The 13,276-nt window shown below is 31.6% G+C and carries 14 protein-coding genes and 2 pseudogenes; 8 read left to right on the top strand and 8 right to left on the bottom strand.

What is annotated here, in order from left to right; all coding sequences use genetic code 11:
• Positions 1-652: 652 nt before the first annotated feature.
• Positions 653-820 (bottom strand): hypothetical protein, encoded by a 168-nt coding sequence (locus tag RMAG_RS05905; RefSeq protein ID WP_157834503.1) that lies wholly within the window; start codon positions 818-820, stop codon positions 653-655.
• Positions 821-1,106: 286 nt separating this feature from the next.
• On the opposite strand from RMAG_RS05905, the gene RMAG_RS04695 reads away from it, so the two are divergent.
• Complete coding sequence (locus RMAG_RS04695; protein WP_011738279.1) at positions 1,107-1,358, top strand: hypothetical protein; 252 nt, start codon at positions 1,107-1,109, stop codon at positions 1,356-1,358.
• Positions 1,359-1,464: 106 nt separating this feature from the next.
• Positions 1,465-1,626: a hypothetical protein gene (locus RMAG_RS05900; RefSeq protein WP_157834504.1), complete on the top strand. Its 162-nt coding sequence runs from the start codon at positions 1,465-1,467 to the stop codon at positions 1,624-1,626.
• A gap of 135 nt (positions 1,627-1,761) precedes the next feature.
• On the opposite strand, the gene RMAG_RS04690 is transcribed toward RMAG_RS05900, so the two are convergent.
• From RMAG_RS04690 to RMAG_RS04680, 3 genes and pseudogenes are all read right to left on the bottom strand, one after another.
• Entirely contained in the window at positions 1,762-1,965 is a 204-nt protein-coding gene (locus RMAG_RS04690; protein WP_011738278.1) for a cold-shock protein, read from the bottom strand.
• 1,302 nt (positions 1,966-3,267) lie between these two features.
• Positions 3,268-3,435: pseudogene (locus tag RMAG_RS06290) on the bottom strand (SulP family inorganic anion transporter); the annotation flags it as partial.
• A 163-nt stretch (positions 3,436-3,598) separates the two neighbouring features.
• Complete coding sequence (locus RMAG_RS04680; RefSeq protein WP_011738277.1) at positions 3,599-5,419, bottom strand: DEAD/DEAH box helicase; 1,821 nt, start codon at positions 5,417-5,419, stop codon at positions 3,599-3,601.
• Between the two features lie 336 nt (positions 5,420-5,755).
• Here RMAG_RS04680 and RMAG_RS05895 point away from each other — a divergent pair, with 336 nt between their 5' ends.
• From RMAG_RS05895 to RMAG_RS04670, 3 genes and pseudogenes are all read left to right on the top strand, one after another.
• Positions 5,756-5,920, top strand: coding sequence for a hypothetical protein (locus tag RMAG_RS05895; protein ID WP_157834505.1), 165 nt, complete (start codon positions 5,756-5,758; stop codon positions 5,918-5,920).
• A 31-nt stretch (positions 5,921-5,951) separates the two neighbouring features.
• Positions 5,952-6,101, top strand: a pseudogene (locus tag RMAG_RS06285) (PhnA domain-containing protein); the annotation flags it as partial.
• A 172-nt stretch (positions 6,102-6,273) separates the two neighbouring features.
• Positions 6,274-6,459, top strand: coding sequence for a hypothetical protein (locus RMAG_RS04670; RefSeq protein ID WP_024792221.1), 186 nt, complete (start codon positions 6,274-6,276; stop codon positions 6,457-6,459).
• Between the two features lie 664 nt (positions 6,460-7,123).
• On the opposite strand, the gene RMAG_RS04665 is transcribed toward RMAG_RS04670, so the two are convergent.
• Positions 7,124-7,687: a thioredoxin family protein gene (locus tag RMAG_RS04665; RefSeq protein ID WP_011738276.1), complete on the bottom strand. Its 564-nt coding sequence runs from the start codon at positions 7,685-7,687 to the stop codon at positions 7,124-7,126.
• Between the two features lie 696 nt (positions 7,688-8,383).
• Here RMAG_RS04665 and RMAG_RS04660 point away from each other — a divergent pair.
• From RMAG_RS04660 to rpsI, 3 genes are all read left to right on the top strand, one after another.
• Complete coding sequence (locus RMAG_RS04660) at positions 8,384-9,979, top strand: phosphoethanolamine transferase (protein WP_011738275.1); 1,596 nt, start codon at positions 8,384-8,386, stop codon at positions 9,977-9,979.
• Between the two features lie 115 nt (positions 9,980-10,094).
• Positions 10,095-10,523: a 50S ribosomal protein L13 gene (gene rplM / locus RMAG_RS04655; protein WP_011738274.1), complete on the top strand. Its 429-nt coding sequence runs from the start codon at positions 10,095-10,097 to the stop codon at positions 10,521-10,523.
• Between the two features lie 14 nt (positions 10,524-10,537).
• Positions 10,538-10,933: a 30S ribosomal protein S9 gene (rpsI, locus tag RMAG_RS04650; protein WP_011738273.1), complete on the top strand. Its 396-nt coding sequence runs from the start codon at positions 10,538-10,540 to the stop codon at positions 10,931-10,933.
• Positions 10,934-11,367: 434 nt separating this feature from the next.
• On the opposite strand, the gene RMAG_RS04645 is transcribed toward rpsI, so the two are convergent.
• From RMAG_RS04645 to RMAG_RS04635, 3 genes are all read right to left on the bottom strand, one after another.
• Entirely contained in the window at positions 11,368-11,553 is a 186-nt protein-coding gene (locus RMAG_RS04645; protein ID WP_024792223.1) for a hypothetical protein, read from the bottom strand.
• A 500-nt stretch (positions 11,554-12,053) separates the two neighbouring features.
• Entirely contained in the window at positions 12,054-13,022 is a 969-nt protein-coding gene (locus RMAG_RS04640; protein ID WP_011738272.1) for an NAD(P)H-dependent glycerol-3-phosphate dehydrogenase, read from the bottom strand.
• A 2-nt stretch (positions 13,023-13,024) separates the two neighbouring features.
• Complete coding sequence (locus tag RMAG_RS04635) at positions 13,025-13,273, bottom strand: glutaredoxin domain-containing protein (RefSeq protein WP_011738271.1); 249 nt, start codon at positions 13,271-13,273, stop codon at positions 13,025-13,027.
• Between the last annotated feature and the right edge of the window lie 3 nt (positions 13,274-13,276).

Here is a 13,276-nt window from a genome sequence, read left to right as displayed (position 1 = left end):
TTAAGTGTTGTTTTGTATATTTTTCTTGCTAGTCTTTTGGGTGTCGTGTATTACAAATGTAGTAATTTTTTTGCTCCTCCGTGAGTAGCATGTCCTATTTTTTAGATATCGGTAACATCAATTAAGTAATTCTCTATGTTCTACAAACTCTTTTCTGTTGCTATTTATTCGAATGAGATGTCAAATTCTTGTGCTATTTTTCTAATTTTTTTTAGACTGGATTTGACATTAAATGATGATGTGGATTCATACTGAGAAATTGTTGAACTGGTTATACCAATTTTTCCAGTCAATTTTTTTTAGAAAACCTTTTTAATTGATGAAATTTCTTTATTTGTATTGCTAGTAATTTCATATGTAAATTATATCAATACTTTTAAAAAAGAGAAGCGAAAAAATATTAACAATAACAATGTTATTAACAGCCGGATGTAATATATTCAATATATTAAGTACAAATATAAAAAATAGGTAAGGCTGATAATACGATTATCGCTAAAACTAAAGAGTTAAAAAATATTCTAGATCGCTAGAAATTGGCAGTATTGGTTGAGCCAGAATTTTCTAAGAATTTTTGTGCTGTTTTAACATAATATAATTTACCTAGTCCTATTCCAATAATAAAATTAATGGTAGCAAAAAGTAATTGTTTTTAAGTAATAGATAAAGGAGCAGTATTCAAAGTATTAGAAAGAGAAAGGAAGCTTGCGTCTGTTGGAGAGTTAGCTAGTAACAAAAATACAGCATTAGGCAGTATGATAAGTTCTGATTGGATGATAATATCAAGCGTTATATTTTCAGATAATAATACTAGTGGCACAAATATTACCCTTGGCGCTCTTACTACTGGGGTTTTAAAGCCTATAGAGGTATTGATTGGTAGTGAATATTTCTGTTAAAGCAAGACTGCAAAACAGCTACTGAAGATATAGCAAAGAAAATCAATATAGGCTTTAATGTTGGTGGGTAGTAGTTATGAAAGTACTGATATAGGAAAAATTATCGCTATTACCTTTTTAGATGCACATAACAAGCTAATAGAACAAATGAGTAAATAATCAATAACTTTAAAAGAAAAAAGTTACTGATTTTAACATTTGCTACTTGTGGAAGTGGTTCGTCTTTATCGAGTGTTTGGTTCTGATGTTAATACCGGTGTTTTATTAGATTCAGCAGTAAACTTCTTGGGTACTTTATATCTTGAAGATATTGATATGTCATATATTTATGAAAACACTATATTTTATGTAAATCAAGGCAGCACACTTGTGCTTGATAATGGTATTTCTGATATAACTTATCTATATGATAATACCAAATTTTTTACAATTTCTCGCTTCAGATATATTAGATTATAACAATATGAATGAAAGAAGTTATATTATACGAGTAGTAAAGAGTATTACTTGTGAGTGAAGAAAGTGCGATATAGATGTTGGTTCCAATTTTAGTTATATTTTAAATATGAATAATAATATCTTTGAATCTGGTGCAATATTATTATTTTTTGATGCAAATAATCTTAATATTGGTATTAATAAACTCATCGTTCCTGACACATATCAATTAAATGAGTTATCTAATGCTGATGTGGGTCATGAATATGAAACTATAGAGATTGAGTAAAAAGAGATAGTAGGTAAATTTTATTCTTCTTAACGAGAAGTTTTTTATTTGCAATAAAAGACAATTTAAAAATATTATTACAGACAATAAAAAACCCAGCGATTAAACTGGGTTTTTATTTAAATAATTAACAAATTATTTTGGGTAAAGGTTCGTAACTTGTGGACCTTTTTCACCTTGTTCTAGGTCAAATTCTACCTCTTGACCTTCCTCTAATGATTTGTAGCCATCGCCTTGAATAGCGCGAAAGTGAACGAATACATCGTCACCATTTTCTTGTTCAATAAAACCAAACCCTTTTTTTGCGTCAAACCATTTGACTTTTCCTGTTGTAGACATTGTGTCTCCTATAAGTTAAAAATTACCGAAAAAATAAACCACCTTTATAGAGTACGAAAACCGATAATGAATCAATCAACAACATAGATATAAATAGCAACTGTAGCCCAAAATTCATTTTTTTATGAGCATATTCTTCACAGCGAATTCGATTATAGCATATATTTTTGTTATTAAGATTGATATTCATTAAAAATAAGCACTTGAAGGTTATATGAAGATGATTAATGACTTGTAATTTTGAATCAAAAAAGTATTTATCTACCAGTTTATTGAATGAAATACGACTTAGTGGTAAACTCATAAATGGAAGTCTTAAACCGATAAAATATAAGTCACTACTGTTTTTATTAGGTGATTATTTTCTAAAATGAATATTTCTGTGCTCGTCAGAGTCAATAAAATTAATACCACTAGTAACAATCAAAATATGATTAATAGGTTCATTTTCTACGATTTGTCGTTGGCTCTGGCGTTGTCTAAGAATAAATTAGAAATGGTAGGTGTGTAAGCCCTGCTAAGAAATAAAACTAATGAGAGTAAAATTTCCAAGCAAATAGTAAATTCTAGCTCAAGAAAGAAGGTTGCTAAAAAGTTGGTTATTAGGATGGCAGACTCTTACATCCTAAAGTTTAAGGTTTAACGAATATGATAAAAATTAATCAAATTATAGGCAACCATAAGAATAACATTTACTATAGCTGTAATGGGTAAATAAGCGGTGAGTGATGCAATAAGTAGTATAAATGACTATTATATTAATATAATAACAGAAAAAATAGTGAATAAGGACATTCTTGTAGCTGATTCAAAATTGATCCATGAATGCGTAAATAAATTAGAGCCTAAATAGCTAGACATAAAATTATCAAATATATTTGACATACCTTGACCAATAAATCCTTGGCTAGGAGTTAATATGTTAATTGGATTTTATTGTCATGGTACGACTGATTGAAAACGCCTCAATTAAATCGAGCAAGACGACAGTAAACATTTTAGGAGCGAGGATTTTAATCGTAGAGAATGAAAAATTTAGTATGAAGAAAGGTGGTAAATGCGTAGGCATTTCATCCCCAAACTTAATTTGTGGGATGAAGTCTTTGAAATATAAGATAGGCGCACTTACTAACCATTAATAGTAAATTAGGTAATTTTGAAAAGAACTTTTTGGTTAAAACGGTTGTGATGAGATTCGTTAAGATAATAATCATACAATATTAGCGTCTCAACCTTTGATGCCTATAATGTGTTTTAACTGTCTACTGGCAAATAAAATAGCCGCATTTGTTGTAAAGACAATTATGACGTGTGTGAAACACAATTAACCATTACACCTAAGCGTGTTAAGCTAAATACCAATTGATAAACGTCAGCAAGAAAAGCGAGTGCGAGTGCTAATGATGCAAATTCAGCACTGTCTGTTTCGGCGTGATGACTAATGACAGAAAAAACTATGATGGAAATGGCTACGGTTTGACCCTAAAACTAAATACAATGATGAGCTGAACAGTACATATTGCGGCATATAACCCATATCCAGGGAATAATCTAGAAATAATAACGAATACTGCACCTTTAAGCAGGACAATAACAGCGTCAATTAATCTTTCGATTATGCTTTGTCTTGGTGTTAAAATTTTAATTTTCTACCGTGTTTATTGTTTTTTTTGTTTTTGCCGTAATAGTCTTTATTGCTACATCGGTTATTATTTTTACTCTTTGAGAACTTTACACGGCTAAAATTACGTTTTTTTGACCGTCCTCCAATAGTGGTTTTGTTATTTTTTTCAGTGAGTTCGACAATGTTTAAGTGTTTGCCACAAACCACGCTATTTTTTAAAACTTCAAATATCTCGTTTGGCATCTCATCTGGCAAGTCAATAGTTGAGCAATGATCAAAAATTTGAATTGAGCCAATATATTCACTATCTATGTCAGCTTCATTGGCGATGGCACCTAAAATATTACCCGGTTTAATATTATTATTATTGCCCACTTCAATCTTATAACGACACATTTGAATTTTTGGAAAGTCTTTTAGTGGGTCGGCTTTAATAGGGATTATTTTTTCTTTTTTTGGTATTTGATTGTTATTAAAGTTTGGCTCTTTTTCTGATAATAGTAATGGCTCATTACCTTGCGCAATAAATGCTAAGGCAGCAGAAATTTTTGAGGTTTCAATTTCTGGATTTTCTTGCTGGAATTCGCTGACTAATTTTTTAAATATATCTAATTTTTGATTGTTGATAGTTTGTGCTATATTTTGTTTGAATGTTTCAATGCGTTTGGCATTAATAATCTTTGCACTGGGTAGTTCAATAGGGGTGATTTTTTGGCGAGTAATGTGCTCAATAGTATTGAGCATACGTCTTTCACGATTTGATACGAATAAAATTGCGTCACCTTTTCGACCTGCACGTCCTGTTCTGCCAATGCGGTGTACATAAGATTCAGCATCTTGAGGAATGTCGTAATTAACCACGTGCGAGATACGCTCTACATCTAAACCACGAGCAGCAACATCAGTAGCAATAAGAATGTCAATTTTGCCTTTTTTATAGTTAGTGATAATACGTTCTCGTTGGTTTTGTTGAATATCGCCATTTATGGCCTCTGCTGAAAAGCCACGGGCGGATAATTTTTCTGCCAATTCTGTAGTGAGTGTTTTGGTTCTTACAAAGATAATCATTGCATCAAAGGTAGTAACTTCAAGAATACGAGTTAAAGCTTCTAATTTTTGTGATAAACCACCAACCATGCAGTATTTTTGGGTAATGGTGGTCGCTGTTTCTGTCTTAGTTTTTATTTTAACAATTTTTGGTTGGTTTAAAAATTGTTCAGCTACTTTTTTGATAACGCTTGGCATTGTGGCAGAGAATAGGGCAATTTGTCGTTGTTCAGGAATGCGTTGCATTATCCATTTAATGTCATCGATAAAGCCCATTTTTAGCATTTCATCGGCTTCATCTAGCACGAAGGATTTGAGATGATCTAGTTTTAAAGTGCCTTTTTTAATGTGATCCATCACCCGACCAGGTGTACCAACAATAGCATGTACACCACGTTTAAGTGGTCTTAGTTGGATATCATAAGATTGTCCGCCATAAATAGGCAATACATGAAAACCTTTCATGCCTCTAGCATAGGTTTGTACTGCTTCTGATACTTGAATGGCAAGTTCACGGGTGGGCGTTAAAATTAATAATTGTGGCATGTTAATACCTAAGTCAATTTTGTCAAGCAGTGGTAGAGAAAATGCTGCTGTTTTCCCCGTTCCTGTTTGTGCTTGACCGATAATATCTTCGCCATTTAGTAAGTGGGTGATGCATTGTTCTTGAATGGGAGAGGGTGTTTCATAGCCAATAGCATCCAATACTTTTAAAATGGTATTAGACAATCCTAAACATTTAAATTTGGATAATGGCTTATGGTCAGGTTTATTTTCAGACATGTGATTTTGTGGGATAAATGAAGATCAAAATTATACCTATTTAGGTAATGCTTAAGCGAACTATATTAGTTTTTGCTGTATTTATCGGTTAAAATACAGTTCGTTTTTAGCATTTAAATTTAAAGTGCTCCAATATAAATGGGCAATTTTATGGGTACTGAACAAATATTATTAAGCCGTGTTATAATCCAAGTGCGAGTTGTGTAGCAATAAGCATGATTTATCAGTATTTGCAGTGATGCCTTTAGAATAGCGACAATCAATCTATTTTAATTTGCAACATTTGTCATAACTCTATTTAATCCCATGCAGAGAAATATTAACCATTGATATTACTTGAGCGATTCTGCGTGGTCGTCAATAGTAGCGATACAAGTAGTAACTTGGCGTATATTGACTAAGTTAAGTAGTGAAAAATTAGCACAGGACTTGCTTGATATGCTTTATTTAGATGGTGAAACATTAACTTGGGCGCAAGTAATGGATGAGCATACTAAATGACCAATAAACATTAAAACACAAAAATAGTCATGAAACTCAGTTAGACTCCAGTAATACGATTAATTCTAACCAAAGATCTACAGTTAAAGGCGCAAACTTTACTGTTAAACGTGGTGCAACACGTAATATATCATTAGTAACTAATAATATTGAGCATATTAAAGGCAAAATAGAAGGGTAGAGAATCGTTATTTTGATGAAATTTGTTTAAAAGACATAAATATGAATATTTCATAATTACAATAACTAAGTGAACAGTATGCTAATAACCAACATTTGATCGAATTGTTTGATGTGAAAGAATCGTAGTCATGTTGATTTTTCTACGTTGGGTATCGAATAGGATAATAGACATGAAATTTATAAAAATATCTCTGTTAAGTCTACTTTTCTTTATTTATTTTGCAACCAATTTAGTGTTTGCTAAGGGTTATGATTTTGAACAGAGACTAATCAAAATACAACAAATTAGTGATAACTTGTATATGCTAACAGGCAAGGATAGCAATATTGATTTGTCAGTTGATACTGATGACTAGCTTGCGCCTTTGAGCACAAAAATTCAAGTTACTATGGTTAAAATCACAATCTAGACGATTAAATTTGTGATTAATACGTGGGGTGGTAATGAAAAAATGGCTAAGGTAGATGTTATTATTGTGATGCATGACGAGGTTCAAAGCATATGGGTTATGATAATTTTATTAAGGCTTTTAATAAGAAATACCCATCCTTTCCAAAGTTACTTTTGCTATCATTATATTTAATGATAGCATTACCTTCATTTAAACAATCAAAAAATATAAGTAACACATCAAGATAATTCACATACCAAATGGTGATGGTATTGTTTTCTGTAAAACTATAAATATTGTACACATGGGAGATATTTTTTAATGGTTTATATTCTTTATTGATGCTTCAAATGGCGGTAGTGTTAAAGGCATGATTGGCAATGTTAATCAGGTTTTAAACCAAATTGATGAGCATACAAAAATTATACTTTTGGGTTATGGGTCTTAGGCGATAAAACGTCTTTAGTGCGTTATTAAGACATGTTGGTGGCGTATGAAAAACTTGATAAAGCAAAGTAAGACGATTGATGAAATTATCAAATTAAAGCCAACATAGATTTAGATAAAACCTAGGGTAATAAATTTTTAATGTCAGGGTCGTTTTTAACCATATTGCACAGCAATATACTTAATCAACACTATGCAGCCATTTGATTGAGCAACCTATTGAGGGAATTTGTTCTTTAGGGCCTTGTCCAGTTGTGGCTATTTGACTCATTGCATCAAATAAATCACGTTTAATACCTACTGCTATAGATTCTTTACGTGAAGCGTCAAACCGACCACGATATTGCAATTTTAAATCAGCATTATAGCCAAAAAAATCAGGCGTACATACAGCGCCATAGGCATTAGCAATCTGCTGAGTTTTATCCATCAAGTACGGAAATGGGAAGTTCATACTCATGGCAATTTTTTGCATATTTTTAAAAGAGTCAACCTCATATTCATTTGGGTTGGTTGACATAATTGCAACAGAATTTATTCCTATTGCTTTGAATATTCTGGTGTCATAAATAATACGATCAATAATTGCTTTAACATAAGGGCAATGATTGCAAATAAACATTACCAATAGGCCGTTTTTACCTTTGCAACTTTTTAAAGTGTGCATTTTTTCGTCAACACCTTTTAAACTAAAGTCGATTGCCGGGGTATTAAAATCACAAATTGGGGTTTTTGTACTAACCATTTTTTCCTCTTTCTTGAAACAGACAAGATTTTATTTTTAGAGATTATGATTTTAATAGAGTTTGAATGGTATGTCTTGCATCATCAACCCTAAAAATATTAGGCATATACGAAATTACACCATTTGCTGCTCTAAATCTATCAGAAGAGTGGCATCAGTATGTGTAAATGCCTTAATTGGCGCTGAAGCTTGTTCACGTAACTAAGGCACAGCTCTGGATTTTATCCATACGCGAAATTTTAATTTGAGTGAGATTAAGTCTTCCACCTGTATCAATACAACCTGCAATAAAACTCAGATTTGATAGGGTTTGATATAAAATAATCTATCAGCAAGCACGTCTACTTTGGCATGGTTAAGTGTTGAATTAAGTGCAATAATTTGACGATTAAGGTACGTTTATAAAATATCAAAATGAACTAAGATTAATGTGTTAATACCAGCTCTATAGAGTGCTTCTGTACAAGCATCATCAAGACCAATAATTAAAATATGAGATTTTGCTAATCGTACTAATCCTCGTTAATCTAATAATATTTCAGTTTTGTTTACCTACGCTAGATACAATTGATACTGCATTTTCGACGATTGTACTGTATGGTCAAAGTCTAAATGGGCATGTGAATTAATCATTGCTTTGTGTCATTATGATTTAGACAATATAATAATCATTATTTATACTCAATTTAGCTATTAATGAAGCTTTTACAAAGAATAACGACAACTAATTTAGTACTTATTGTTGCGATATTTTTAACTACGATAGGCAATTTTAAATTCTTCTCAGAAGTGATTGAGATTTATCCTTTGGTTGATAATATCGCATTTGTGGCTTCCTTATTACTCTGGTTGCTTGTATTTTTAGTGATAGGGTTACTCTTAATTTGTTATCGATATAGCGTCAAGCCAATATTAATCTTATTGCTTATTGTTTCGGCTATTGTTGCTTATTTTGCCAATAATTATAGCATTATCTTTGATGATAATATGATTGCTAATAGTCTAGAAACCAGTGTGGCAGAGTCAGTCGACTTATTTAGTTTTGAGTTAATTGCATATGCTATTTTGTTAGGGCTAATTCCTAGTTATTGGATTTATAAGGTTCAAATTATTAAAGAAAATTTTCTGCAACAATTATGGTCTAAATTAAAAGTAATTGTTATTTTGTTGGTTATGTTTGTTCTGATAACTTCGATATTTTCTAAATCATACACTTCTTTTATTCGAGAAAATAAGCAACTTCGTCTATATATTAATCCAACTTATTATTTATATGCTATTGGTAAACATATCAATTCAAAATTTGAAACTACCACTATTCCTTTTAAGGTAATTGCTCAAGATGCATTAATCAATCGAGCTGATGATAAGAAAAAATTAATCATTATGGTTGTTGGTGAAACAGCCAGAGCAGATCGTTTTTCTTTGAATGGATATCAAAGAATGACTAATCCTTTGCTTGCAAATGAAAATGTGATTAGTTTAAGACAAATGTATTCTTGCGGTACGGATACTGCCTATTCATTGCCATGTATGTTTTCAAACTTAGGTCGAAGTGACTATACGCATGTCGAAGGTAAAAATATGAGTAATGCACTTGATATTTTAAGCTATGCAGGCGTGAAAATCTTGTGGAGAGATAACAATTCTAACTCAAAGGGTGTAGCAGATCGTCTCACTTATCAAGATTTTAAATCAAAGAGTTTGAATACAGTTTGTAATATTGAATGCAGAGATGAGGGGATGCTGGTTGGTTTGCAACAATATGTTGATGCTCATTATGACAAAGACATGCTTATTATTTTGCACATGATGGGTAGTCATGGCCCAGCATATTACAAACGTTATCCTGAAAAGTTTAAAATATTTACTCCTATATGTGAAACCAATCAGCTTAACAAATGCACAAATGTGCAAATTAGCAATGCGTATGACAATACCATTGTTTATACAGATTATTTTTTATCCAAAACAATCAATTTTTTAAAAAATAACCAAAGTCTATTTAAAACCGCTATGTTTTATATGAGTGATCATGGGGAATCTCTGGGAGAGAATGAATTATATCTGCATGGAATGCCCTATTTTATCGCTCCCAAGGAACAAATTCATGTTGGCTCAATTTTGTGGTTTGGTGATGAGTTTTTTAAAGATGTTGATGCAGAATTGTTAAATAAAAAAGCAAATACCAAACTTTCTCATGATGGTATGTTTCACACATTGTTAGGATTGATGAATGTAGATACCCTTATTTACAAAGAAAAGTTGGATTATATTAGTTATATCAAATAAACTAACGGCATTGGCTATGCGATTAATTATATTGGTATTGAAATATAGTTTAACATTTAAAGTTAAAAGTGATTATAATAGCCCGATTATTCTACATGAAAAGATAAATTGGATTATGAAAACATTTAGTGCTAAAGCACATGAAGTAAAAAGAGATTGGTTACTCGTTGACGCTGACGGTAAAATCTTAGGTCGTTTTGCAACGCAAATTGCCTCTCGTCTTCGTGGTAAGCATAAACCTGAATACACACCGCATACGGATACAGGCGATTATATTGTTATTATCAATGCCTCAAAAATTAAGGTAACAGGTAATAAATTTGAAGATAAAATGTACCACCACCATACGGGTTATGTTGGCAACTTAAAATCAATTGCATTTAAAGATTTACAAGCCAAAAAGCCAGAGGAAATTATCAATAAAGTAGTGAAAGGTATGTTGCCAAAAGGCCCTTTAGGTAGAGATATGTTTAGAAAAATGAAGGTATTTGCAGGTAGTGAACACACACACGGTGCACAGCAACCTCAAGTTTTAGATATTTAAGATAAAAAAATATTATGGCAAAGACAGAAACTTATTATGCAACAGGAAGAAGAAAGACATCAGTAGCTCGTGTTTATATGACCAAAGGCAAAGGTATTTTTATGGTTAACAGGCGTCCAATGAATGAATACTTTGGACGTGAAACTTCTTCAATGATTATCAATCAACCATTAGATATGGTTGAAATGAGAGATAAGTTTGATTTTAATATCATGGTTAAAGGCGGTGGTGATACAGGTCAAGCCGGTGCAATTAGATTGGGAGTGACTCGTGCATTAATGGTATATGATAATGATTTGCGAAGCGAATTACGTAAAGCAGGCTTTGTAACACGTGATGCTAGAATTGTAGAGCGTAAAAAAGTCGGTCGTAAAAAAGCGCGTAAGAGTGAGCAGTTCTCTAAGCGTTAAGTCATTTTTAAGCATTCATAAAAACCTATATTTATCCAAAATAAATGCAGGTTTTTTATTGTCTATCTCAATAATGCGATTTTATAATTTATAAAATCGCATTATTGAGATTTATTATATCTAGTAATACTTTATGCTTATTTCAATATAAGCAAAGCTAATTTTAGAGTAAAATCACAGCCTTTATGATAAAGTAATACTGATGGTAGATGGTTATTACGTTTGTATTAGCTAATTTTTATAAGTAGTGTGTAGGCAAAGTGCCGATTAATATTCTACAGAATTGGATGCTGAAGAGAATATTGTAATCTTGTGCGTAGCATTTTCAGGACGTTGTTTAGGTGTAACGCCACAACTAGGCTTGAAGCACAAAATACCAAAATAGTTACACTAGTGTTTAAAAAATTGTTAAACATCACCAATTCTATTTCTGTTTATGCTAATATTATGGAGTTTTGGATAACATTTAATATTACTTTTAGTGCTTTTTCAATCATAGGAAGTAGATAATTAAAAAATGCAATTTTTCTTTGACTAAAGCTTGGTGTTTCAAAAGAATTTATCCATGATTTTAAACCCAAAAATTTATTTGCTTGAATTGAAGTGGCTTTAAGCATCATACTAATGATTTAAATTGGATGTATAACATAAATGACTTCCATTGTAAATATTTTTTTAATAGATAGAATTTAATAAATAGGATATAGAACCAGCGTACGTGGTTTATTATTATTATGAAAGCTCAATGCCTTAAAAGTAAGGCAAAACTCGTGTTTGAAAAACATAAAGATTTTCTGCTAGGTGGTTGGTGATTAACATAGTTTAATTTAAAATTATCAAACAATGTTTAACCAATAGAATTATAACTTTTCTCTTGTCAATAGCTAAAACTAAATTCTTTAAAGTTGTTGAAATTTTGCAATACGTATTTTTATTTTTAGACAAATACTTAGCAAACTCAGCAATGTACTAAAAGTGAACTGGCAATACAATCCTATAATTTTCCTTGAGTAGAATTAAACGTTTACTGTCAGTCCTTTTTGGTAAAAGGATCATCTTAATTAGCAGGATAAATACACGAACCCACTCAATAGCACGTTATGCCTAAACAAGTCTAGTTTCATTCGTTAGTTTGCTCTCTAGACATTAGATAGTTGACTACTTCAGTAGGCGTTATCTTGCCTTGTGTAACCTGATAAACTTGTTCACAAATTGGCATTTCCACTTGCTTTTTATTGGCAATAGATAAAATAAGCTCAAGTGTATTAAGACCTTCAACCGTACTTCCTATATTGTATAATGCACTTTTAATACTATGATTAAAGGCTAATTCTTTGCCAAACCTTCTGTTTCTAGATAAATCATCTGAACAAGTAAGCACTAAATCTCCCAAACCAGACAAGCCAACAAAGGTAGAGTTTTTTGCACCAAGACTTACCCCTAGGCGTGACATCTCTGCTAAGCCTCTAGTAATCAATGCTGCTTGGGTGTTAATACCATAACCTAATCCTGCAGCAATACCAGCAGCGATGGCTAAAATATTTTTAATTGACCCGCCAATCTCTACACCGATAATATCAGCATTGGTGTAAGCACGTATGGTGGTTGTTTGTATTAATTTTGCAAAGTGCTTTCTAGTATTTTTATCAACGGATGCCACAACTAATGCAGTAGGTTTATTCGTTGCCACTTCAAAAGCAAAGCTTGGTCCAGAGATAACACAACCATTGCGATTAGGGAATATACGCTCAAAACTTTCATATAAAAAACATCTCTTGGTGGTATCAAAACCTTTAGTACCCCAAGCAATCTGATGAGCGCTACTAATTAGTGGTTTTATTTTTTCTAATACCTCAGAAAATGCATAACTAGGTGTAACAATTAGTATGTCTTTGGAGTTTTGTAATTTAGAAAAATCACAGGTAATTTTTATATTGTTAGGATAAAGTGCAGAATATTTTGGTTTTAGTATTTTGACTTCATCTTGAGTATGGGCATGTAGATAAATTGTATCAAAATTATCATAAAGAGCAATGGCTAGAGCACTCCCCCAAGCACCAGCACCAATAATACTAAGGTTTTTACTCATGGTTAATTTAGAATTTCATCTAATTTTCCAGATTGTTCTGCAGTTAATAAATCATCAAATCTACTTATGTGAAAATCATTAATAAACACTTTTGGTACGGTTTTTCTACCTATCTTTTCCTTGACTTCATTCCAGTCTCCTATATTTTTAACGTGGTATTTTTTGAAAGAAATATCTCTTTTTTTAAGCAATTGATAAGCTCTTTGACAAAAAAAACAAGAATATGAGCAATAAATAATATTTTTTTTCATAAC

The organism is Candidatus Ruthia magnifica str. Cm (Calyptogena magnifica) (assembly GCF_000015105.1).
In the GTDB taxonomy this organism is placed as follows: domain Bacteria; phylum Pseudomonadota; class Gammaproteobacteria; order PS1; family Pseudothioglobaceae; genus Ruthia; species Ruthia magnifica.
Note: the sequence above shows the minus strand (reverse complement) of the source record. Positions and strands in the feature narration are given on the sequence as shown.

Bases quoted from the DNA above. Each gene is read 5' to 3' on its own strand.
- RMAG_RS05900 (WP_157834504.1), top strand. From the start codon at position 1,465: ATGAATAATAATATCTTTGAATCTGGTGCAATATTATTATTTTTTGAT.
- RMAG_RS04690 (WP_011738278.1), bottom strand. From the start codon at position 1,965: ATGTCTACAACAGGAAAAGTCAAATGGTTTGACGCAAAAAAAGGGTTT.
- RMAG_RS04680 (WP_011738277.1), bottom strand. From the start codon at position 5,419: ATGTCTGAAAATAAACCTGACCATAAGCCATTATCCAAATTTAAATGT.
- RMAG_RS04670 (WP_024792221.1), top strand. From the start codon at position 6,274: ATGAAATTTATAAAAATATCTCTGTTAAGTCTACTTTTCTTTATTTAT.
- RMAG_RS04665 (WP_011738276.1), bottom strand. From the start codon at position 7,687: ATGGTTAGTACAAAAACCCCAATTTGTGATTTTAATACCCCGGCAATC.
- RMAG_RS04660 (WP_011738275.1), top strand. From the start codon at position 8,384: ATGAAGCTTTTACAAAGAATAACGACAACTAATTTAGTACTTATTGTT.
- rplM (WP_011738274.1), top strand. From the start codon at position 10,095: ATGAAAACATTTAGTGCTAAAGCACATGAAGTAAAAAGAGATTGGTTA.
- rpsI (WP_011738273.1), top strand. From the start codon at position 10,538: ATGGCAAAGACAGAAACTTATTATGCAACAGGAAGAAGAAAGACATCA.
- RMAG_RS04645 (WP_024792223.1), bottom strand. From the start codon at position 11,553: ATGATGCTTAAAGCCACTTCAATTCAAGCAAATAAATTTTTGGGTTTA.
- RMAG_RS04640 (WP_011738272.1), bottom strand. From the start codon at position 13,022: ATGAGTAAAAACCTTAGTATTATTGGTGCTGGTGCTTGGGGGAGTGCT.
- RMAG_RS04635 (WP_011738271.1), bottom strand. From the start codon at position 13,273: ATGAAAAAAAATATTATTTATTGCTCATATTCTTGTTTTTTTTGTCAA.